General features: G+C 37.9%; 27 protein-coding genes. 16 read left to right on the top strand and 11 right to left on the bottom strand.

The annotated features are described in order from the left end of the window. Positions 1-5: 5 nt before the first annotated feature. The 15 genes from tssM (at position 6) to B5J94_RS08570 (ending at position 12424) form a co-directional block, all read left to right on the top strand. Positions 6-3575: a type VI secretion system membrane subunit TssM gene (gene tssM, locus B5J94_RS08635; protein WP_062498962.1), complete on the top strand. Its 3570-nt coding sequence runs from the start codon at positions 6-8 to the stop codon at positions 3573-3575. Then, positions 3569-4084: a TagF domain-containing protein gene (locus B5J94_RS08630; RefSeq protein WP_062498963.1), complete on the top strand. Its 516-nt coding sequence runs from the start codon at positions 3569-3571 to the stop codon at positions 4082-4084. The genes tssM and B5J94_RS08630 overlap by 7 nt, the downstream gene beginning before the upstream one ends. 9 nt (positions 4085-4093) lie before the next feature. Continuing rightward, a complete protein-coding gene (tssA, locus tag B5J94_RS08625; RefSeq protein WP_062498964.1) occupies positions 4094-5125 on the top strand; it encodes a type VI secretion system protein TssA in 1032 nt (343 codons plus the stop codon). A gap of 27 nt (positions 5126-5152) precedes the next feature. Next, positions 5153-5674 (top strand): type VI secretion system contractile sheath small subunit, encoded by a 522-nt coding sequence (gene tssB / locus B5J94_RS08620; RefSeq protein WP_062498965.1) that lies wholly within the window; start codon positions 5153-5155, stop codon positions 5672-5674. A gap of 9 nt (positions 5675-5683) precedes the next feature. Beyond that, positions 5684-7171 (top strand): type VI secretion system contractile sheath large subunit, encoded by a 1488-nt coding sequence (tssC, locus tag B5J94_RS08615; protein WP_062498966.1) that lies wholly within the window; start codon positions 5684-5686, stop codon positions 7169-7171. Positions 7172-7232: 61 nt separating this feature from the next. Further along, the gene (locus B5J94_RS08610) at positions 7233-7778 is read left to right on the top strand and encodes a PAAR domain-containing protein (protein WP_079364066.1); all 546 of its coding nucleotides are present in this window, start codon (positions 7233-7235) and stop codon (positions 7776-7778) included. Further along, a complete protein-coding gene (locus B5J94_RS08605; protein WP_062498967.1) occupies positions 7779-8420 on the top strand; it encodes a hypothetical protein in 642 nt (213 codons plus the stop codon). It abuts the gene before it with no gap. Positions 8421-8430: 10 nt separating this feature from the next. After that, the gene (locus B5J94_RS08600; protein WP_062498968.1) at positions 8431-8868 is read left to right on the top strand and encodes a hypothetical protein; all 438 of its coding nucleotides are present in this window, start codon (positions 8431-8433) and stop codon (positions 8866-8868) included. Between the two features lie 130 nt (positions 8869-8998). Then, entirely contained in the window at positions 8999-9265 is a 267-nt protein-coding gene (locus tag B5J94_RS08595; protein WP_143821942.1) for a hypothetical protein, read from the top strand. Next, a complete protein-coding gene (locus tag B5J94_RS08590) occupies positions 9262-10008 on the top strand; it encodes a hypothetical protein (protein WP_143821941.1) in 747 nt (248 codons plus the stop codon). Before B5J94_RS08595 ends, B5J94_RS08590 begins: the two co-directional genes overlap by 4 nt. Beyond that, on the top strand, positions 10001-10345 hold the full coding sequence (locus tag B5J94_RS08585) for a hypothetical protein (RefSeq protein ID WP_062498971.1): 345 nt from the start codon (positions 10001-10003) through the stop codon (positions 10343-10345). Before B5J94_RS08590 ends, B5J94_RS08585 begins: the two co-directional genes overlap by 8 nt. Before the next feature lie 347 nt (positions 10346-10692). Next, positions 10693-10986: a carboxypeptidase regulatory-like domain-containing protein gene (locus B5J94_RS08580; protein ID WP_062498972.1), complete on the top strand. Its 294-nt coding sequence runs from the start codon at positions 10693-10695 to the stop codon at positions 10984-10986. Then, complete coding sequence (locus B5J94_RS14210; protein WP_156471049.1) at positions 10979-11125, top strand: hypothetical protein; 147 nt, start codon at positions 10979-10981, stop codon at positions 11123-11125. Before B5J94_RS08580 ends, B5J94_RS14210 begins: the two co-directional genes overlap by 8 nt. Positions 11126-11367: 242 nt before the next feature. Then, complete coding sequence (locus tag B5J94_RS08575; RefSeq protein ID WP_143821940.1) at positions 11368-11814, top strand: hypothetical protein; 447 nt, start codon at positions 11368-11370, stop codon at positions 11812-11814. A gap of 154 nt (positions 11815-11968) precedes the next feature. Further along, on the top strand, positions 11969-12424 hold the full coding sequence (locus B5J94_RS08570; RefSeq protein WP_062501656.1) for a hypothetical protein: 456 nt from the start codon (positions 11969-11971) through the stop codon (positions 12422-12424). A 627-nt stretch (positions 12425-13051) separates the two neighbouring features. Here B5J94_RS08570 and B5J94_RS08560 read toward each other — a convergent pair. The 11 genes from B5J94_RS08560 to B5J94_RS08510 form a co-directional block, all read right to left on the bottom strand. Continuing rightward, positions 13052-13342, bottom strand: a complete 291-nt coding sequence (locus B5J94_RS08560) for a hypothetical protein (RefSeq protein WP_062501653.1) — start codon at positions 13340-13342, stop codon at positions 13052-13054. Positions 13343-13486: 144 nt separating this feature from the next. Continuing rightward, positions 13487-14098 carry a hypothetical protein gene (locus B5J94_RS08555; RefSeq protein WP_079364064.1) on the bottom strand — a complete coding sequence of 204 codons (612 nt, stop codon included), beginning with the start codon at positions 14096-14098 and terminating at the stop codon, positions 13487-13489. A gap of 45 nt (positions 14099-14143) precedes the next feature. Next, the gene (locus B5J94_RS08550) at positions 14144-14764 is read right to left on the bottom strand and encodes a hypothetical protein (protein WP_079364063.1); all 621 of its coding nucleotides are present in this window, start codon (positions 14762-14764) and stop codon (positions 14144-14146) included. An 11-nt stretch (positions 14765-14775) separates the two neighbouring features. After that, complete coding sequence (locus B5J94_RS08545; RefSeq protein WP_062501783.1) at positions 14776-14979, bottom strand: zinc metalloprotease; 204 nt, start codon at positions 14977-14979, stop codon at positions 14776-14778. Positions 14980-14988: 9 nt separating this feature from the next. Further along, positions 14989-15600, bottom strand: coding sequence for a hypothetical protein (locus tag B5J94_RS08540; RefSeq protein ID WP_079364062.1), 612 nt, complete (start codon positions 15598-15600; stop codon positions 14989-14991). Beyond that, positions 15597-16913 (bottom strand): zinc metalloprotease, encoded by a 1317-nt coding sequence (locus tag B5J94_RS08535; protein WP_062500129.1) that lies wholly within the window; start codon positions 16911-16913, stop codon positions 15597-15599. The genes B5J94_RS08540 and B5J94_RS08535 overlap by 4 nt, the downstream gene beginning before the upstream one ends. 5 nt (positions 16914-16918) lie before the next feature. Then, positions 16919-17419, bottom strand: coding sequence for a PAAR domain-containing protein (locus tag B5J94_RS13895; protein ID WP_143821939.1), 501 nt, complete (start codon positions 17417-17419; stop codon positions 16919-16921). Continuing rightward, complete coding sequence (gene tssH / locus B5J94_RS08525; RefSeq protein WP_062500127.1) at positions 17410-20061, bottom strand: type VI secretion system ATPase TssH; 2652 nt, start codon at positions 20059-20061, stop codon at positions 17410-17412. The genes B5J94_RS13895 and tssH overlap by 10 nt, the downstream gene beginning before the upstream one ends. Before the next feature lie 150 nt (positions 20062-20211). Continuing rightward, positions 20212-20859 (bottom strand): hypothetical protein, encoded by a 648-nt coding sequence (locus B5J94_RS08520; protein WP_062500125.1) that lies wholly within the window; start codon positions 20857-20859, stop codon positions 20212-20214. Further along, positions 20856-22661 (bottom strand): zinc metalloprotease, encoded by a 1806-nt coding sequence (locus tag B5J94_RS08515; RefSeq protein WP_062500123.1) that lies wholly within the window; start codon positions 22659-22661, stop codon positions 20856-20858. Before B5J94_RS08515 ends, B5J94_RS08520 begins: the two co-directional genes overlap by 4 nt. 9 nt (positions 22662-22670) lie before the next feature. After that, entirely contained in the window at positions 22671-22991 is a 321-nt protein-coding gene (locus tag B5J94_RS08510; protein ID WP_062500121.1) for a hypothetical protein, read from the bottom strand. 576 nt (positions 22992-23567) lie between these two features. Between B5J94_RS08510 and B5J94_RS08505 the strand changes: the two genes are divergently transcribed. Next, the coding region (locus B5J94_RS08505; protein WP_228144571.1) for a GTP-binding protein at positions 23568-23676 on the top strand (109 nt) is incomplete at its 3' end.

Raw genomic sequence — 23676 nt, 5'->3', positions numbered from 1 at the left:
TGATAATGAACTTTTTATCGATGATAAATGTTGGGATGCTATGGGGTGGATTTGGGGCGGTATCTCTAATCTCTATGATTTGGTTTGGGGGTGCTTATCTTCAGATAGGTACATGGAAGCCTTTGGAGCCAACTTGGGTAAAAGTCTTGTTAAGTTGCCTTATTGTGCTGGTGGTAATCGGGGTAAATGCCTATAAATGGTATAAACAAAGACAGCTTAACAAACACGTCATGGAAGAGCTAAAAGCTAGCGACCTATCCTCTGATGATAAAGCAGTCAATAAAAACAAAATCACCGAACAGTTCAATTCGGTGGATTTGATTTTGCAAAAACATAATGATACACAAAATAAAAACCTTGTACAAAGACTATTTACGGATAAAAAAGGTTATATCTATCAAAAACCTTGGTTTTTGTTGATGGGTGCTTCAGGCGTTGGAAAGACCACCTCCATTCTAAATTCGGGGTTGAAATTCCCCATTGGCACCGTGGAGAATACTTCTAGGTTGGCAGGCACACAAGATTGTGACTGGTTTTTGACGGATGATGCGGTACTGATTGATACAGCAGGTAGATTCGTTGAGCAGGACAATCAGTCAAAAAACAGTGATGACTGGCAGGAGTTACTCCATCTATTAAAGCGGTGCCGTACCAAACAACCCATCAATGGACTGGTGTTGATGATTGGGGCGGACGACATCATGAAAAATGATGAACAGTATCTAGAAAGCCAGCTGTCCGAATTTAGAATTAGATTGCAAGAGGTGCAAAACACATTTAACATCAGCTTCCCATTTTATGTGGTCATTAATAAAATTGACCTCATCACTGGTTTTGGGCAGTATTTTAATTATCTTACCGAAGAGGATAGAAATAAGGTATTTGGCATTACTTTGGATGTTTTGTCCGATAATTCGGCAGAAAAGATAAATATCATCACCAAAAAATTAGACGACATCGCAGAATCCATTGAGTTAAATATATTTAACAGTGTGGCATATAACAATCAACAGAATGAACCATCGGATTTAGCATTGTCTTTTGCCTCAGAATTTGCTGACTTTACCACGCACCTAAAAAGCTATCTCAAAAAACTCCTAAATCTGTCAAAATATGATGCCATGCTTCATTTGGGCGGGGTTTATTTTACCAGTTCTGCTCAGCAGGAAATGGGGGAAATGGCTCATGCCAATCCCAAATACCAACTGCAATCCAAATACATCCAAGACAATAACGGCTTAATGTTTGGTTCGAAGCCTTATTTTATTAATCATTTTTACCATTTTGTTTTGATGGAGACGTCCAATTTGGCAGGGACGGATGCTTCTTGGCTCAAGAAGCAAAGAATGGTTTATTGGGGGTTGTGCTTGTTATTGTCGGCATTAACCATTGCGTGTGCGGTGATTTTTATCAAGGCTTTCTTCAAGAACTCAGCGTATCTTGATAAGGTGGAGAAAAACACCCAAGAGGCTCATGCCATGTCAAGCTCGGTGGATGGTGGTAATGCCTTGGCAGTACTTGATTTTGCCAACAAAGTTAGGGTTATCCCCAATCGTGACATATCAGCAGAGCTAACCCAAAAAAGTTTTTTGGGCGATGTTGGTCTAAATGATTATGACAGGATTTATGCCACCTCACAACAAAAATATCGTTCGCTTGTTGAGAAGAGTTTGAACGAACTCATCTCCACCACCATCAAAGATAAGCTCAAAAATAACACCGCCCAAGGCTCTTTGGCGGGACTATATCAAAATCTAAAAGCCTATCTCATGCTTTATGATAATAAGCATTATGATGGCAAATTTATCGCCGGATGGGTGCAATCCAACTTGCCTAATGAAGCATTTGAGTCAAACGCTGATAACTTTGAGCAGTTAAAGCAAATATTGATTGAAAAAAAAATCACGCCAAACGACCCCCAAGATTTGGCGATGATAAATAAAGCCCGAGAGATGTTGGCAGGGCAGGATATTGGTAATGTGGTCTATGCCGATTTGATAGGATATACCCAAACTCTTGACACCAAAGGCATGCCGTCCGTATCTTTTGTGTCCATGGGCGGTTCTGCCACGCAAAGCTTATTTCGCAGGGTAAGTGGCAAGACATTGAATTCTCCCATGCCAGTACTGTACACAAAATATGGCTATCAGAATCTGTTTTTGCCTTATGTCAATACTCGCCTAGATAATTTTTATAATACAGAAAATTGGGTCATGCCAAACAATGCTTTTTTTGCCTCAAAAGAGCAGGTGTTGTCAGATATTTATCAAAAATACACCAATGATTATATCACCTATTGGCAACAGTACATTGCAGACATTAGGATGTTAGAACCAAAAAATTTACAACAAACCATCGTCATGTCAAAGCAATTATCAGAAAAAAACTCCTCTTTGGCAGGTATCATCCGTGGTATTTATGATAATACCAACCTTGTGGAGGAGGTTACCAAGCCGACACCTGATGTTGCCAATGATGTCACGGCGAACACAGGTCAGGAAGTCAAGCAGGACAAGGAAGCTGTGATGCAGGCCAAAAAGACCGCCAAGACCAACGAAACTTCTGCTCAGATGAGAGGCTATCTGCAGGATGTGGCAACTCATTTTTCTCAATTTCATGTATTAGTCCAAAGCAGTGAAGGCATGCCATCTCAGTTGGATGAAATTGCCAAATCAATCAATGACCTGTATGTGTATTTGGTGGCATTGCAGATGAGTATGCAAAACAATGATGCACTGATGCCTGATAACAAACCGGTCATTAACTATCAGGCTCAGGTCAGTCGTCTGCCTGACCCGTTTAGACCCATGTTAGACCAATTTGTGGGGCAGATATCCCAAACGAGCAAAGACTATCAGCAAACCTATAAAGACGAGCAAGCACAAGCCGTCATCGAAGAGCAAAAAAAAACGGTGCTGTCCATCGCTGAACAACAAGATGCTCATGTCAGGCAAGGCTGTGAAAGCTTAATCGCTGGAAAGTATCCTTTTGACAAATCAGCCCCTCAAGAGGTATCGCTTCAAGAGTTTGCTAAAGTATTTGGCTCGGAGGGTTTGTTCATGCAGACATTGCAGAGTAATATTTTGGTGAATGAGCGACTAAGTACCCCTTTTTTGTCGCTACTTGAAGGCTCGGATAGGCATAAACATTACCAAAACGCCCAAAAAATTAATACAAAATTTTTGGCGGGCTCCAAAAACCCTGCATTGGATTTTACGATGAAAATCATGGCGATGGATAAAGACATTAAAGAGCTGTCCGTAAGTTATGATGGTACGCAGACCACCTATTATCATGGACCTCAAAAAAGCATCAAACTCTCTTGGCCATCAACACAAAAAAGCATGACTCTAAAAGCCATGGATTTTAATAACCAAAGTCATGGCTTGGAAGTGAAAGGTGATTGGTCTGTGTTTAGATTGATGGATAAGGCAAGTCGGATTATTAATACCAAAGACAACAAAGGGGTGATTGCAACCTTTGAATTGGATAAACATGAAGTACATATTGAGTTTAAGTCTATCTCTGGCACAAATCCTTTTTTGCTTGGTGAGTTAAAGGGGTTTGTATGTTAGTGTCATTTTATGGTAAATTGCCTCACCATGCCGAGTTCCTAACATCACACAACTTGCCATTATGGTCTAAGACCATCACTGACTGGATGATTCGAGGGCGGGGTCAGCTTGGTGAGATGATTTTAAAGCAAAATCACAAAAGACCAAGCGTGTATTTTTTTATGATAGATGGTCATGACTTACCAGTTCAGATTTCAGGTATTTTTTTGGCGAGTCATGACAGCAGACACAGGGAGTTCGCCTTTGTGTTGTTTCATGAATATGAAAAGCGGTCGTTAATGTTGATTAGGGATGGTTGTCAAGATGCCATTAGGCAGGCGAGTTTCGACATTTCGTTGCTTGCAGATATGAATAATGGTGAGCTGTTGGATGGCTATGAAGATTTTTTGCAAAGAACTGAAGTGCCATTAAACGAAGGCGTCTGGCAGAGTGCCTGCTATGCCCCAGAGCGTTTGAGTTCCACACAGTTAAATAGTACACTTTATCGTAAATTAATCATGAGTTCTTAGGAGGATTGGATGGATGACTTTTTGGCACCATTGCACGATGAGCAGGTAGCAGGGCATAATATCGAGTATGATGACGATTTTTTAAACTTGATGAGCCTACTACAAGACAAGCCAGAGCAACAATATGGCGATTTGGTGGTTGAGGCTGGAATCAAGGACTGGCGTGCTATTTATGAGTCTTGTTATCAGCTTTTACTGCATAAGAGTAAAGATTTGCTTGTCATGAGTTATTTTACTCAAAGTGGTATTGTACTAAATGGGCTTATGGGGTTAAAAGAAGGGTTGTTTATCATTAAGGGTAATCTTGAGAAATATTGGGAGGATGTCTTTCCAAAGCTTGTTGATGAAGATGGTGATTATGACCCTGATTTTCGGGTGAATGCACTGTCTTTGTTCTTCGCTCCTGATGGTATCTTAAAAGACCTAAGAAATGCCCCTTTGGTTAAAAATGGATTGTCAGGAAAGTTTCATACGGTAAAAGAGATAGAGGCTTTCTTGGAGAGCTATGATGAGTCACTATATGCTGGAGGCATTCAAAGGCTGGTCATTGATTTGTCTGTTGCCTCCGAAGATGGGCACTCGCCCATAAGCCAGCTAAAAGAGGCGGGCGTGCTCATATTGGCAATCAAGGCACTATTTGAAAAATATGAGATAAGTGGTCTAAAATTTGAGCCTACCGAGCAGTTGATTCAAAAGATTTTGGATTTACTAAGCCAATCAGGAGAGTCTGGTTTGGAGCGACAAGATGTTACACCAACCAAGATGAACGACATAAAAACAGCAGAATCTGTCGTGCCTGTGATGAACTGGGCAAGCTATTCTGTGAATTCAAGAGAGGATGTGCAATTATTGCTTGAAAAGATTCATGTGTATTTTGAAAAGCACGAACCTTCACATCCTGCACCACTATTTATCAGACGCATTCAAAAATTGATGAATCTTAATTTTTATGAAATAATGAAAGACATCAGTCCAGAATCATTAGATAGATTGGAAAATTTGGTGGGACAACCCTTGCCTAATGATGATGAATTTAATTAAACCTAAGTCAAACCCATAGGAGATGACATGAGTAGTAAATCCGCTCAGAAATTTATTGCTAAAAACCGCTCGCCTCGTGTTCAGATTGAGTATGATGTGGAGGTGTATGGCACCGAAAAAAAGATAGAATTGCCCTTTGTGATGGGTGTGTTTGCTGACTTGGCAGGCAAAAGCAAGCAGGAATTGCCAAGTATTGCCGATAGAGCATTCATGGAGATTGATGCGGACAATTTTGACGACCGAATGAAATCAATCAAGCCTAGAGTTGCTTTTAATGTAGCTAATAGATTAGAAGAGGATGGGACTCAGCTCGGTATTGAAATGGAATTTGAAAAAATGGAGGATTTCTCACCAGAGCAAATCGCACAAAAAATTGACCCATTAAAGCAACTCTTGGATGCAAGAACAGAGTTGTCAAATCTACTTTCCTATATGGATGGTAAGGCGGGGGCAGAAGATTTGATTGATAAGATTCTATCTGACAATGAGCTACTTCAATCTTTGGCAACTTTGCCAAAAAACGCCACATCAGAAGATAATAATTCCTAAGGAGGCGTCATGACTACGCAACACGAACATCAAACGCATACCCAGACTCAGACCGTTTTTGATAACGACTTTGAGGCTTTGGTCAATAAAGAATTCAAACCCAAATCCAAGCAAGCAGAAGATGCGGTTCAAGGTGCGCTAAAAACATTGGCTCGCCAAGCACTGGGTAACACTGTCAAGCACTCATCGGATACTTATCAAACCATCCAAGCAATCATCGCTCAGATTGATAAAAAGCTATCCGACCAAATCAATGAGATTATCCATCACGAAGAATTTAAGCAAATGGAGAGTGCTTGGCGTGGACTACATCATCTGGTCAATAATACCGAGACCAATCACCTGCTTAAAATCAAGGTTATGCCTCTAACCAAAAAAGAACTCTCTCGCAACCTCAAGAAGTTTAAAGGGGTGATGTGGGATCAAAGCCCAATATTCAAAAAAATCTATGAAGAGGAATACGGGCAGTTTGGTGGCGAGCCCTTTGGTTGCTTAGTGGGAGATTATTATTTTGACCATAGTCCACAAGACATTGAAATCTTGACGGAGGTTGCTAAGATATCCTCTGCTTCTCACTGCCCGTTCATTACGGGTGCTAATCCAAGCCTTATGCAGATGGATTCTTGGGAGGAGTTATCAAATCCAAGAGACATCACCAAAATATTCCAAAACACAGAATATGCAGCATGGAGAAACTTGAGAGCCAGTGATGATGCTAGGTATTTGGGGTTGGCATTACCTAGATTTATGGTGAGAGCACCTTATAGCAGTGCCAGTAACCCTGTTGATGAGTTTCACTTTGAAGAGCAGGTATCAGACCACGAAGGGTATGCATGGGCAAATGCCGCTTATGCCATGGCGGTCAATATCAACCGCTCATTTAGCGAGTATGGTTGGTGTACTTCTATCCGTGGTGTTGAATCTGGCGGTACGGTGGAAAACCTACCAACTCACACCTTTGAGACTGATGATGGTGGTGTGGACTTAAAATGCCCAACCGAGACTGCCATTAGCGACCGTAGAGAGGCGGAGCTGTCCGCCAATGGGTTAATGCCACTTGTATATCGCAAAAACTCTAATTTAGCCGCCTTTATCGGGGCACAGTCTCTACAAGAACCAACCCAATATCATGATGCAGACGCCACAGCCAATGCCAAGCTCTCTGCCAGATTGCCTTATCTGTTTGCTTGCTGTCGTTTTGCTCACTATTTAAAATGTATCGTGCGTGATAAGGTCGGCTCATTTAGAGAACGCGAGGATATGGAGCGTTGGCTCAATGATTGGATTATGAATTATGTCGATGGCGATCCGGTCAACTCATCCCAAGAGACCAAAGCCAAGAAACCTTTGGCAGCAGCTGAGGTGATTGTGGAAGAAGTGGCGGACAACCCAGGGTTCTATACCTCCAAGTTTTTCTTGCGTCCGCACTATCAACTTGAGGGATTGACAGTGTCCTTGCGATTGGTGTCAAAACTACCTTCGCTAAGAAAGGATTGATGAGTATCTAGCAACCCTGCTTTGGGGTTGCTATTTTGTTTTTGTGTGAGTGAAACAAATCATGACTGTGCGTTACTACATCCTAGAGGGTGACACCACCACCGCAGGCGGTGTCGTCCAAAAAACCACCAATACCCTATCTTTTAAAGTCTATGGTAAAGAACAAAGCTATATCGGCGATGATGTTTGGTGTCCTGCTTGCCAGTCTATGGGTAAAATCACCCCTAACCAAGACAGACTCTCTACCAAAGTAAACGGACGAATGCCCGCCCTAAATGACGACCTATGTCTATGCAAATGCACTCCATCGCCAAAGCTGGTGAATTCGCAGACGAGTTTTAGGGAAGTGGTTGATGATGGCTATAACACTCAGCCCAAGAATCACAAGGAAAAGAGTGGTTCAAAAATTTTTGATAAACGCATTAAGTTCGACTTTGGAGAAATAAATAATGATATTACCCCATTTTTGAGATATAGATTAAAGATAGATGGTATAACATACGAAGGAGAGCTTGATGATGAAGGTAATACAGATATTTTCTATAGCGATATAGAAACAGAAATTACGGATTTAGAGCTGTTTTTCTCGCAAGATGGAGACAACTAAATGGGCATACCAATCAATAAAAGTGGTGACAAGCTAATCATTAACATACCAAGCAGAGATTTAACGGCAGAAGAAATAGCCTTGGCAAGATTAATATTTGGTGAAACCATTAAGTATCAAGCAGTTAAAGTATTTAAGGTTGATTACCTACCTAATCAACAAGAAGAAACCATCGTAACACCCAATGGCAATTTATATCCAGCAAAAAAGGTATATAGAGAAAATTATGCTCTTGATAGCGATAGCATGAAGCACTTATTCATCCATGAGATGGCTCATGTCTGGCAAAGCCGTAAGGGCATGTGGGTGCGTTTGATAGGTGCTAAAATACATACTTGTGCTCGTCTTAATGACACTAACCCTTATTTATACAACATTCACCAAACATTTGGAAGCAAGGTGATTAAAATGCAAACTTCTCAGAATAAATCGGTCTCTAATATTGTGACAATTAAGTCCAAGTTGTCAGATTACAACATGGAATCTCAGGCAGAAATCATAGCTGATTACTGGGCATTGAAATTTAAAAGAAACCCCGACTTAATGATAACAAAAAATTTTGAAACTAATGTCAGGGCTAGAAATTTGGATGCAGTGATTCGACTTTATGAAGAAAAAGTAAAGCAAGCAATTGGCGCTTAGGACTGGTATGATGGAAAGGGTAGAAAAATTCATAAAGGCAATTGCTGTTTTTATGTTATGTTTTTTTGTTATGGTGATTGGTTTGATGTTATGGATAAGTCATATCATGTCTCAAGACAAAGACCTTGTCAAAAATAATTCATTAAAAAATGCAATTATTGAGCAAAACGATTTAGTCTTTGAGATTCAGGAAGGTTATGCAAGTGGTCTTGATATTGGTTATGATAGCCAAACCGTTTATTCGCAAGGCTTGGGGAAAAAAGTATCAAAATTAACCATTGAAAATTACCCCTCCATGATTCATGATAAAAAAATTTATCATTTTATGTTATATCAATATGAGCTTGGGGGTCATGGATTTTCTGGATTTGATTTTTGCATTAATAACAAAAAAGTTTTTTATGGGAAAAACATAAAAAACTGTTTAAAAGATGATGGTCTTGATTGATTTTAATAAATCTAGCAATAATCTACGGCTGTTAAAGTAAATGGCTTGGTCTGCCTTAAATGACGACCTATGTCTATGCAAATGCACTCCACCGCCAAAGCTGGTGAATTCGCAGACGAGTTTTAAGGAGGTGATTGAGAATAATAGCAATCGCACAATAAATAATGAGGCATTGATCCAAAAAGATAATTTTATTATAGATGATAATTATCAGTTGCAATTTCAGTGCATTGATAGTGTAAGTGGTTCCCCAATTTTTGGTATTTATTATATTGCTGTATCTAATACCGGTACTATCTTAAAAGGATTGACTGATAAATGTGGTTTAACAGAAGTGTTAACTAAGGACAAAGAAGAAACTTTTGAGATACATTTTTTTGAAGAGGTGATATTGTGAGTGAAAAAAATTTTACTGTTAGAATTAAAGTTACATCAAAATCCGAAAAAATTAGAAAAATGCTGAAATATAGATTGGTGTTTTTTAAAAAATCTAAGCCTTATAACGGTGTATTTGATGATAATGGCTGTAGTAAGGTGTATAATGCAGATTATTTTGATATTGTTTGGTTTGAAATATATATAGGTAATGATTTGATAGATAAAATATTTGTTATGCCAACAATGAATGGGAAATATAATGATAATGCTTATGAAGTAAAAGTAAAGTATGGAGAAATTTCTATGAACAAAACCATCATTTCTGTTGGGTATAATAAGCCTATAGCACCAACTACATCATTAAAAAAAGTTTCATTTTGTGAAGCATTGGATTTATTTATAAAAAATAGAAGTATTTGGACTTTTGATAACCCTCCGGATTTTTACAGCAATGAAATAGGTGATGAACAATCCTATATTAGGAGTTTGGGTATTCACCCTAATACGACAGACGGGGTTGATTTACAGTATTTCTTGGTGCAGTATAGATATAGAAGAACAGTGGATCCTTTTACTGGATTTTTAGCTTGGAGTTTTCTTACTGGTTACATTTATATTGGTAGTGTTTTTTCCGCATATCATAGCAAATCTGGAGTGGACGGATACTTTAAAGATATTTTAAATGATTTTTCTGGAAATAATGCTGGTCATGATGCCGCTGTGTACGGTTTAGAAAATTACAAGGAGAGATTGTGTGATTAGAAAAACCAAAGTAGAGAAAATTGCGGATAAATTAATTATTTTGATATTTTTAATTGTATTTATTTTGATGCTATATATAATATTTGAACCTTATCTCATTGTAAATAATTTAGGTGATAATATGCATACAGCTATAGATAGATTGGGACATCCAGATCTAATATATGATAAAAATGATTGTCTGGTTTTATCTATGGTTAGCTGTGATGATTTTGATAAAAATAATATACATAGTATTGCCATTTGGTATTACGGCATTGAAAGTAATATTGTTGTTGGTTTTGATAAAAGAGAAATTATTGTATACAAAGGAGTGGTGGATAATATATATAAGTGACTATATTTTATGATAAATTCTTAGATTGTATTAAGAATTCATTATTGAAATTCTTATAATGAAATGTTTGGAAGAAGACTATTTATTTAAATCCATTTGAAAGTATTTGGTATTAAGGTGTAAAAAAATAAATTGTTAAAATTGTTTAATAGTTTTATGAAGGATTATTTTAGTCTTGTGTATCAGATTGCATAAATAAATTATCTTTATTACAGATAAAATATAAAGCGAATTTTAACTTAGAAACAAGACAGACTTTCCACTAAAGTAAACGGCAAACGCTAGCCCTGCATGACGACCTATGTCTATGTAAATGTAATCCACCGCCAAAGCTTGTGCATTCGCAGATGAGTTTTAAAGAAAAAGTCAGCTCACAGGGTATGGCAATAAGTGCTAGTCAACTAAAAGAAAGTCCAACCCAAACACCCAGCACCTATAGCACCTCAGTACGCTTTGTAGATGATGATGGCTATCCTTATGCTAATGTTTCATATACTGCCAAAAACAAAAAGACAGGCAAGATACATTCAGGTAGAACTGATGAAAATGGTCAAACCCCACACTTTTTTACAGATTCACCTGATGATTATGAGATTAAACTGGACTTGGACTGGCAAAATAAGGAGATGAATAATGAGTGACAAAACCACCTGCACCTCTGCTAGTACTGGCACGCCAGTTACCACTCAAACCATTTGCAATAGACCCTTTATCGCACACGAGCACGGCATTGGCGACCAGTTAGATCCTTTTGCTTGGAATGTCATTGAAGGGCGTTAAGGGAGAGGTTGGAGGGTAGAGAGGTTCCTGACCAGGGCTTATCCTCTTTGTGTAGTCCTGCTGTATTTTTTTATTTTTTACTATTGGTAGATAAAAATACCTACAAAAGTCTTGTTTGGAGTCTGTGGTACCATGGTGTAGCAAACATCAAATCAATACAACTTAAACCATCGAACGCAACCAAACATCCTACCAGCTATTTTAAAGCCAATAATGAACCCAAAATATTAGGACTGGATTGGATGACTTTAGCTAGTTTAAGAGATACCTTTAATAAAAGAATACGCTACAAATCGCCCGATGATGAGACTGCAGGAATAACCCTTCCTCATGAATTAATAGGTTGGTTGGAAAAAATTGGCTTTAAGCACATTGAAACATATGAATTAGACACTTTGGCAAATTATATTCAATTAAATGCTTATTTCACCAAGCAAGATTATTATGTTATCTCTTTAATCAATACAGAATTACTACAAAAAGGCAATTCTGCCTTTGGTGTCATTCCAGAGCATTGGGTAGTATGGACAAGTTTATTGCGAAGTGGAAAAAATGCCATTGATTTAAATACTAAATTGACAGACATAGTGCACTTGACGGTATTTTCTTGGGGCAAGAACAATTGGTCTATTCAGTCAAATTTGCCACTTAATAAATTTGGTAGTAGTCTAAAAAGTATGCCAAACTAGGTTTTCCGTTCGCCCTGAGCCTGCCTGCGGGTAGGAAAACCGTTAGGTTGCCCAAGCTCACCACGAACGGTTTTCCTTGTAGCATACTTTTTGAACCAGAGCCATAAATTTATGCTCTACCATAAAACCGCTTTTATTGTAAAAAGGGTATGACATGAAAAAGACAGCGTTATGGCAAAATATGGCATTATGGGAGAAAGTGGCATTGTGGTTTTTGGCAACCATAGTATTTTTGATTGTTTTTTTAATTATTATGTTTAAAGTCTCATCGCATTTTGCTAATCGTCCACATTTTGTAACCCAAGAATTACCCAAAGCACATCTCAATCAACCTTATTATGCAAAAATTGAGATAGAAGCCGCCATTATAGAGGAAACGGTTGACATACAAGTTTCAAATGAAGATATTATGGTGGAGCCGAAAGTGTATGAAAGCCATAAAGACATATATAATAAACCTGTTTATAGAACAGATTACTCAAACTTAACTATTACAGGCACTCCGTCTGAACTAAAACCAATTACCATCAAATTAACAGGGAGTGCTTATGGCAGTATGTTTGTTGGCAAAGAATTTGAAAAAACATATACTATTGAAGTGTTGGAATAGGCGGATAAAATATATTATTCATCTAATTAACCATAAATAGAAATTCTCATGCCAAAACTTTTTTTGATAACATCAAAACTATGTCTGTTTTTATCAGCATTTCCCTTACTTTTTATTAAATATGATAAAATTTGTTTTGGATATGATAAATACTCAATAATGTATTTATATCAAATTAATGGTGCAGGAGGAGATGATGATGTCGCATTTAAATTATTGGCGATGGTTACTTTTTTCTTCGCACTATTTTTATCCCCAGTGAGAAATAAAATTAGATATGCCTTTTTATTTCTGTTTACTTTGCATGTCAATATCTTATATTTTTATTTGTAGAAAGTTCAACTGTCTGGAATATGATATGGTCATCGATTATTTATTGTCATAACAATCATTTTCTTATTTGGATAACATTCCAGATATTATTCATTATGAATAGTTTATTATTCCTGTATTTAAAGAGGTAAAAAACCATAAACATATAATCTGTAATGCTATCCATCTTTACTCTGTGCAAATAGTAGAATCTTACAACTTTTCTACTCCAATAATCTTATTTTAGCTCTCAAACAAATAAGCAATTACTAAACCAAAACCACACCTCAACTCATGTAAAATTAAAAATTTTCATTATTTGTATTTAAGAATTTTGATATAAGAAGATAGCTTGCAAAGCGACTCTTCGGTTAGAGCATAAGCGTTTTGTGTTAATGCTATGATTGTCAAAAATACTAACAAAGATTTAAACATATGATTGACCTTTTTGGATGCTTTTGTCGTTTTGGTGATGTCCCACTGCCATTTAGATAATGATAACATGGTATCCATTCTTGGGCTGTCATTTTCTGGCTTTTTGGTTGTTGGATCTGCATGACATTTATCGATGATGTCTTGGGGCAATTGAAAAGGCAGATAATCCATAATATTATCGGTATACCCTCAAAAAAAGTATGGGGACTGTTGATGGATAATTCGCTTTGCATAAAAGTATGATATAGACCATAACTGTGTCCCAGCTCGTGTAAAATCGTCCGATTTTTACCCATAAAAACCATTGTGTCTTTATTAATACCTATAGTCAGCAATAAAAAAAATATCAATACTATGCCGATTTTCTGGGTAGTTTTGTAAAATATTTCTTTCGTCAATTTTGCCACGCAAATCAATGTCTTTATCTTCGTATTGTATCGTTACGGATATGGGGCAATATTGTTTGCATTCAGGCAAATCCTTTAGTTTCTCATATCTTTCTAGATAAGCTAAATACAATTCATTAAACAATTGTTCAGCTTTTTGTCTATCATCTGTGATGGTACTGATAAGAATAATCATCTTTTCTTTATCTGAGTTGGTCATAATATTGACTTTATTTGGATCGTGTCTGTCCATCCATAATAGCCAATCTGCTTCGTCTGTATAACTCAGTCCCAACTCTAATCTAAGAAGCTCTACCTTATTATTGAATAAAATAAATTCATCAGGAAAGTTATAATGAAATTGACCAGTTGTTTTATCATAAGTCTTAGAATATTTTACAAATTTTAGCGTATCATATTTATCAAGACGCTGTGCCATTTGTTCATTGGTTAGCATGACCTGATAATAACCGCCACTGCCAAGACAAATGGTTGCATTAAAAACTAATAAAGTTCCAATAAAGAATTTTAACAAGTTCATTTATTTTTCTCCTGTAAAGTAATGATATTATTATTTTAGCTGTATTTATAGCGAAGACCTTATAGGAAGTTTAATAAAAAAAATGTCAATACTATGCCGATTTTCTGGGTAGTTTTGTAAAATATTTCTTTCATCAATTTTGCCATGCAAATCAATGTCTTTATCTTCGTATTGTATCGTTACGGATATGGGGCAATATTGTTTGCATTCAGGCAAATCTTTTAGTTTCTCATATCTTTCTAGATAAGCTAAATACAATTCATTAAACAATTGTTCAGCTTTTTGTCTATCATCTGTGATGGTACTGATAAGAATAATCATCTTTTCTTTATCTGAGTTGGTCATAATATTGACTTTATTTGGATCGTGTCTGTCCATCCATAATTGCCAATCTGCTTCGTCTGTATAGCGTTCACCTAAAAAAAATCTAATGTGAGTGATACCATTTTCAGATAAAAGATACCTTTCAGGAAATTCATAACGAATTTTATCTTTTATTTCATCGTACACTGTAGTATATTTGAAAAATTTTAGCGTATCATATTTATCAAGATGCCGTGCCATTTGTTCATCAGAAAGCATGACTTTATAATAATAAGACATGGCATGGCTAAGACTTGTTAAGCTAAGCACTGCAATAGCAGTCATGATTTTAAAGAGTTTCATACTTTATCTGCCTATTTAGCTATTATATTGCCATCATTATAGATAATATCCCATTGGTATTTATTAAGTGTAATGCCTGAGTTATAATCCATAAGATTGTTTGTATAAGCTTTTTCAAACAATAAATTACTTATATCATCTTGAAATGGATGTTCCAACCCCAAACTATGTCCCAGCTCATGTAAAATCGTCCGAGTTTCATTGTTAAAACTCATTGCTATTCATCAATATTTATAATTGCCAATAAAAAAAATGTCAATACTATGCCGATTTTTTGGGTAGTTTTGTAAAATATTGCTTTCGTTGATTTTGCCACGCAAATCAATGTCTTTATCTTCGTATTGTATCGTTACGGATATGGGGCAATATTGTTTGCATTCAGGCAAATCTTTTAGTTTCTCATATCTTTCTAGATAAGCCAAGTATAGTTCCTCAAATAACTGTTCAGCTTTTTGTCTATCATCTGTGATGGTACTGATAAGAATAATCATCTTTTCTTTATCTGAGTTGGTCATAATATTGACTTTATTTGGATCGTGTCTGTCCATCCATAATAGCCAATCTGCTTCGTCTGTATAACTCAGTCCCAACTCTAATCTAAGAAGCTCTACCTTATTATTGAATAAAATAAATTCATCAGGAAAGTTATAATGAAATTGACCAGTTGTTTTATCATAAGTCTTAGAATATTTTACAAATTTTAGCGTATCATATTTATCAAGACGCTGTGCCATTTGTTCATTGGTTAGCATGACCTGATAATAACCGCCACTGCCAAGACAAATGGTTGCATTAAAAACTAATAAAATACCAATAAAGAATTTTAACAAGTTCATTTATTTTTCTCCTGTAAAGTAATGATATTATTATCATTATAGATAATATCCCATTGGTATTTATTAAGTGTAATGCCTGAGTTATAATCCATAAGATTGTCTGTGTGGGATTCTTGCAATACAAAATGATTTGGTTCCTTATGGTTAAAACTATGTTCCAACCCCAAACTATGTCCCAGCTCATGTAAAATCGTCCGAGTTTCATCATGGGCATTATAAATATTTCTGTAGATAATGACATGATTACCCCAATAATTGCAGTTTCTTGTGATTTTACATTGATGTTTTTCATATTCATCAGGCTCTTTTCTATCAGCCATACCCAATGTTAATTTATCATTTTCTTCTACAACATAGTCGGTTAAAATAAGATAAGTAACATTTGTGCTATTGTTGGTTTCATACTGAACGATATTTAGAGCTTTTAATAGTTCAATAGCATCATCAAAGGCTTCTCTACTACTCTCTCCATTCAAAGGAGTCAAATTGACATTTTTCACATCATTCACTGCCTGTTGATATTTTTTAGAAAAATTATCAATCTCCTGTTGTTGCTGTAACTGGTGGCTACTGATGGTGGTGATTGTGTCTTTACCGTCTTTATTTTTGTGAAAAATTTGCTTATTTATTAAATTAATACCAATGCTTTCTTTGACTTCTGCTATCACGCCTACTTGGCTAAAAAGTTTGCTTTGAATGGCATTTGGATAATCTTGTGGATAAGCATTTGTAGCAGAAAATGGATGAGCTACCAATTCAATGGGTTGTATCGTGGCTTTTCTTCTTTTTGCATTTGGGTAAACACACAGCAGTCCGACTCGTTTTTCTGTGCCATTCTTTTTGGCAAACACTTCTATGGTACCAAGTTGGCTTAAGGCACTATTACAAGTGACAGTAATTATGGGATGATTGCTCTTGTAATAAATAATGGTTTTGGTTACAGATGTCGGCACATCCTTTGATGTATACACGGTTTTTCCTTGTTGATAGGCTGACTGCTCCATAATAAGATTGATGCTTTCTTTGGTCATGTTGGACAACACATCGCTCATTGTCAAAGTGGGTGTATCTACCATTAGTCCATTACTACATCTAAATATTAGCAACGTCTCATCATCTGTCAAGAGCGTGTCTTGGTCTGACTGCTCAAAATACAAGTGTAGATCTACACTACTAAGACCTGTTTTTGATTGATTGCTTGGTGAAAATAAGTTTAGCCAAGCAGGTGTATATTCATTGGGTCTGCCATATTGAATAATCTCTGATAAATTGACTAACTCTTTTCTTTGGTAGCTACGGTATTCTTCCGTCAAATCTTCTATTGCACCGAAATATACCTTTTTGCTTTTATCGGTACCATAAAGATACTCATCACGGAGCCAATCAAACCCATATCTTCCTTGAAATGTACAGTAAACTTAGGCAACTCATCATCATTTGCTTGGGTGTTAGCAAAGTTGTTTTGTAGCTTTGATTGTCTGTATTGCTCTCTTGCTTTTTGGTACTGGGCAAGTCTATTGTCATCAATAATCTCTTTAAAACTTGTCTGAGAATGGATAAGTTTTGGTGGTGGATTACATTTGCATAGACACAAATCATCATTTAAAGCAGGCATTGCCCCACCCAAAGAAAAAGACAATCTTGGACCTGTTGGTACAATTTTGCCCATTGATTGACAAGCAGGACACCAAACATCATCGCCGATACAGCTTTGCTTTTTGCCATCTACATTAAAGACAATGGGATTGTTGGTTGTCTGGACGATACCGCCTGCTGTGGTGGTGTCGTTTTCTAGGATGTAGTAGCGAGTTAGGGGCATGGGATGTCCTCATGTTGAGTGTGTCTATCAATGGTAAGTTTAAATTCATTATCAACAACGGTCAATGTCATGTTTCTTATGGGGTTGGGATTGCCGATAGATAAAAGTATCTCATGACTTATCATGGGCAGGATTTGATTGGTGATGATGGCATCAATTATACGACCGCCTGACTCTATTTCTTGACAGCGGTTGGTGATGAGGGTGATGACGGCATCATCATGGCTTAGTGTGATGTTATGATTATCCTGCATGCGTTTGATGACTTTGTTTAGTTGTAGGGTGATGATGTGTGACATCATCTCGTGATTGAGTGGGTAGTAGGGAATGTTTTGGATTCTACCCAAAAGTGTTGCCGGAAAAGTCTGCAATAGAGGCTCTCTTAATGCCGTAGCCAGTCCTTCTATATCGGGTTTTAGAAGCTCGTCTTGACATAAAGTCAGGGTAAGCTCTGAGCCGACATTGGTGGTTAGGATGATGATGGTGTTCTTGAAGTCAATATAGCGACCCTCGCCATCTTCCATAAATCCTTTATCAAAGACCTGAAAAAAAATCTCGTGAACATCAGGATGAGCCTTTTCTATCTCATCTAGTAGGACAACGCTATAAGGACGTCTGCGAACGGCTTCAGTCAGCACACCACCCTCACCATAGCCGACATATCCTGGAGGGGCACCTTTGAGCGTGGAGACGGTGTGAGGTTCTTGATATTCACTCATGTTGATGGTGATGAGGTTTTGTTCACCGCCATACATGATGTCCGCCAGTGCGAGAGCGGTTTCGGTTTTGCCCACACCAGAGGGTCCTGTTAGCATAAAGACACCAATCGGTTTGTTGGGATTGTCTAGATTGGCTCTGGCGGTCTGTATACGTTTGGCTATCATATCGGTTGCATGAGGCTGACCGATGATTCGTTGGTTGAGTATTTCTGACAAATGAAGGATTTTTTGCACTTCGTCATCCATCATTTTGCCAACTGGAATGCCTGTCCATTCAGCAATGATTTGAGCGATGAGATGAGAATCTACCACAGGATGAACCAACGTCTCTTGTTTTTGTATGGTCTGAAGTTTTGTGATAAGTGCCTGTTGCTCTGCTTTGAGGACATATATTTCTTCTGGTTTGCCATCATCCAATGTGGCTATGGATGTTCTGATTGCATGCAGTGCCTCGACAAGTTGTTTTTGGTCTTGATATTGTGCATTGATAACATCTAACTCTGACTGTATGACTTGGATTTGTTGCTGTTTTTGTGTAATGACATCACCATCGGTTAGATAGCCTGATTCTTGTTGTTTTTGAAGCTGGTGAATCTGCTGTTCGATGGATTTTATGTTTTCTTCTTTGGTGGTGATAGAGAGAGGGGTGCTGTTTAAGCTGACGGCAACCCTAGCACAAGCGGTATCAAGAATGCTAATGGCTTTGTCTGGTAGTTGTCTTGCAGGAATATAGCGAGCTGAGAGTTTGACAGCAGTTTGCACGGCATCGTCCAAGATGAGTACCTGATGATGGGATTCTAGTCTGCCCACCAAGCCCCTTAGCATGTCGGTTGCCACTTGCTGGCTGGGTTCTGGCACTTGAATGACTTGAAATCTTCGGGTAAGTGCAGGGTCTTTTTCAAAATATTTTTTGTATTCTGACCATGTGGTTGCACCAATGGTGCGAAGCTCGCCTCTTGCCAAAGCGGGTTTTAAAAGATTGGCGGCATCACCTGTACCTGCGGCACCGCCAGCACCCACCAATGTATGAATCTCATCAATGAATAAGATGATGGGCTTGGGGCTTTGGTGAACTTCCTTGATAACTGCTTTTAGGCGATTTTCAAACTCACCAGAAACACTCGCCCCTGCCTTGAGTGCACCGATGTCAAGTAAGATGATTTCAACTTCTTTTAGGTGGCTTGGTACATCGCCTTGAGCGATTTTTAGAGCAAGACCTTCAACGACAGCGGTCTTTCCTACGCCAGCCTCGCCAGTCAATAATGGGTTATTTTGCTTTTTGCGAGAGAGTATGTCCACCATTTGGCGGATTTCGTTATCCCTGCCTGTAACAGGGTCTAGCTTCTCTTGTCGTGCCTGTTCGGTAAGATTGGTGCCAAAACGTGCCAAGGCAGATTGTCCCGTTGGGTCACTGGGCGACAAGGAGACTTCCTGAGCTGTGGGTTTTTCAATGGAATGTTGGCATATTTGGCTGTAGTTGTCATACAGCTTTTGAGTATTGATTTTGCCAAATTCGGAACTGATTCTAAGAAGTTGATGTTTAAACTGGTTGGATTCTAACAGTGTGTAAATAAGATGACCTGTAGTGATGCGTGTTTGATTAAACTTTAAGGAGGTGTACAGCCATGACTCTTCAATGAGTGCCATGATGTCATCAGAGAAGTCACTGACCTGTTCATAGCCTGTTTTTAGGGTTTTTAAGTGGTTTGCAATGTCGCTTATTAGATAGTCGTGATTTAGTTCAAAATGACCCTCTATGAATCGTAAATCTGTATCGTCCATTTGCAATATTTGATATACCCAATGGGCAAGTTCAACATGGCGATTTTCACGTAGCTTGGCAAACATAAAGGCACTTTCTAGGCTTTTATATAGTGATGCATCTAGCTTGCCAAATAGAGCAGAACGGTTGATTTGGGACATGTCAGTTCCTTGTTTGGTGGTTTAAAATCAACATCATATCAAAATATCTCACCAAAAGTCCATGACTAAATTATGATTGTGGCAGATGAGAAATGATGAAGGTTTGTTGTGATTAGGCTTCTATCGGCACGGAGGATGCACCATCATCATTCAAAGAATAGATAGAGTGTATATTGCTTGATAATTACATCTTTCTATGGGATGATAATGAGTATTAATGCCTTTTAAAGAAAAATACTTCCCATCATGCTCTAAAAAAACAGAGATATACCCATCGACAACAAGCTCTAACTGTCCTAAATATCTTTTATACAGTTCGTCTAATATTTCTTGGGATTTTTGATGGTCTTGAACAACCAAATTAATGGTTTCTATCATTGCCATTTTGTCATCATCGGATAAAGTATGCGTTCTTTTCTTATCTTTTTCTGTTTCATGACGCATATAATATTGTAAATAGTGAACCATGCCATGGCTTCTACCGATATAAAGATAGCTGTTTAATTCATTAAACTGCATAATGTGATCTTTACCTTCTTTTACGACCCAACGACTTAGATCGTCTGTATGTTTATCCAAAGATACTTCAAAACGAGATAAAAACTCATCAAAAGACATCAGTTTAACTTTTCTGTCATGGGGTATGCCAATATACGAGGGCGGGGGAAGATAATTGTATTTTACCTGCCATTCTGGTTTGCAATATGTCTTACCGTAATAATCTGCTGACTCATAAGGCGGTGCTGAAAAAGCAGTTGTGTGGATAAAGGCAAATAAAGTAGCGATAAAGTATTTCATGATGATTCCTTATTCTTGGGAATGGTTAGGCTTCTGTCGGCACGGAGGATGTTCCATTGCCATTTAAACAGAGAATTCATTTTACCTGAATATTCATTGACTGTTGGATACTCTGGTGCTTCTTTATCTCGTTGAGTTTTAGATGACGGTATTCTCCCCTCATAATCCATCACATTATCTGTATATCCTTGATAAAACTGATATGTGGGAAAGCGGTTTAGGATGGCTTTGGCGCGGTTCTCATCCAGATGTCCTTTGCTGGCTTTGAGTTCATCTAATTCTGGCGGCTTGTCAAAAGTATGAGGCAGACCAAAGCTGTGTCCAAGCTCGTGAAATATCGCATAAATATCATTTTGTGCGACAGCATAGATGATGGCGGTATTGCCACCGACATAATCGGCTCGATTTAATAACTTGTCGTTAGGAATACCTGCAAAACAACCACAAGAGATTTCATCTTCTGTAAAGGGGCGTGGTGTTACAACACCGCCAATGGCACCAGTAACACTGCTATCTGAATGAATATACTCTGTCGCTGGGGGTGGTATTTTTCCTGTCTCGTCAGGTTCGCAGGTTGGCACTACTGCATTCATAGTAACAGGCTTGACATCGGCAAATATAAGATGGGTAGTTTTATTTTGATTGCTCTCCGTCCAGTGGCCATAGATGGCACTGCTTTGTAGTGCTGTACTGGGATACAGTTGCTCAAATAACTGCCGAACATCCAAGTCAAAATTTGACCTATTTTGCCGATCTATAGGAGTGTTATTAAAAGCCAACAGATTTGGGTAGCTATTTGTTCTGGTTTTTCTACATTCGTATTTTTTTAAAAACTCTTCTATCTCTCTTTGATGGTGGCGTGTGTGTATTTTTTCATGAAGCCTCATGTTAAAAACCTTACTCTCAAAGGTTAGATTGATAAGTGCCTGACCAAAGGCTTCTGATCTTAGTCTATCCTGATATCTAAGCTCTGGCATGGCGTAGCTGTTTGGTATCATGGCAAATTGCACTACTTGAATGTGTGCGGCAGGTATCTCATGGTTGGGATAGATGAGTAGAACACCAACATCTCGGCTGTGATTATTATGTTTGGCGGTTACCAAGATATGGCGAACCTTATCACTGGGGGTTTTGACCTTGATGGTAAGCTGTTTGGTTGGGTCGGCATAGTATTTAATGGAGGTGTCTCTGCCCAAAGGACGGGTGAGTTGACCTTTTTCCAAAAATATCTCCAGTGGCAGCTCTAGAATGTTCTTGTCTCTAGACTTGTCTCTAAAATAAATCTCAACACCATCATCACTGGGGGTAAATATCAGTACCGTGTCATCTTTGGCAAGTGGTCTATCCATGTCTACTGCCTCTTGGTCTATCTGTAGATGGAGTTTAGCATAGGTGTGTGTTACGCCTTCGGGCTTATGCTTCTCAGCAAATACTGCCAGCCATGATGGGATATATTCATCGACACCGCAGGTCTTAATCCTACTTAAAACCTCGACAGGCTGTGAGCCATCAAACCAAAGATGGGTATATTCTTTTTTAAGTTTGTCAATATCACCTCTGTATAAGCGTGTGGGCTCATTGTTATTTTCTAGGACAGAGACGATGTCATGGATGTACTCATCTCGAAGCCAGTCAAAACCAAAGTTTTGCACTTGCTCGCTCACAGGACTCCAAGGGTCATCAACAAGAGGTCTGCGAAAATGTACCAAAAATTTTCGAGGGACACCAGAGATGACCACCTTGCAAGTCGGAGCATCTGTCGCTGTGCTGGCGGTGGTGGTTTTATATTCGTTTTGCGACATAATAACTCCTTAAATATCTAGATGAATTTCGATATCCTCTTGGGAGTCTGTATAAAACACTTGTGTCTTGCCCTTATCGTCAGTAATCCCCTCGAATAGCTCGCCCGTTACTTTATTGTGGGCAGTATAAGCAGTATGAGCATATGGCACATTATCATCATTGGTAAAGTGAAAACACAGCGTGTAGAGCTTGGGTAAGAAGGGCAAGTTGGGCATGGGTACCTGCTCACCCTCCAAAAGCTTTGTTGTCTCTGCTTTGACTTTGAAAATCTTCGGTGTGGTAATGAATACACCATGCTCATTTATTTTAATTTCTGAACCTGCTACCATGACTAGCCCTCATTGATAGAGTGATTGATGTGATAATATCTTACAATATTACTTAAAATTACCTTTATTGGCAAATAATTTTTACAAAAAAACAAACCATAAATGCTTGTTATGGCTTGTTTTTGAGGGTTAAAGTTATCTAAGGTGATTTTGGTGGCTGACCTTGCCAAGGTTGGGGTCGCGAGTTCGAATCTCGTTTCCCGCTCCAAATTTTAAAAAGTCCAAATCGAAAGGTTTGGGCTTTTTTGTTGGTTAAATTTATCATTGAAAATCTGTAAAACCACTTGATAAATGATAAAATTATCAACAAAACCAATGTATTTATTTTACATCCTTATAAATTATTTTTATCAATTTGTCTAAAAATTAATTATATTTGGGGCAAAACCCACAAATTTTCTTGTAAAATTGGCATAATTTTACATTGACGGTGGTTTAAATTATAAAGAGTTGTGTTATAATTAGCAAGATATGGCAAATTCGTTTGAATGTTGTCATAAATTTGTCTGTGAAATTAAGACAATCCGAGCGAAAATTTCCATACCTAAATTCATAGGTTAATAAGAGGACATACCCATGGCCAAAGCCAAATTTGAACGTAATAAACCACACGTGAACGTTGGTACCATCGGTCACGTTGACCACGGTAAAACTACCCTAACTGTTGCTATCGCAACTGTTGCTG

This window comes from Moraxella lacunata, from assembly GCF_002027545.1.
GTDB lineage: Bacteria > Pseudomonadota > Gammaproteobacteria > Pseudomonadales > Moraxellaceae > Moraxella > Moraxella lacunata.
This window is presented reverse-complemented; position numbering and strand designations above follow the sequence as displayed.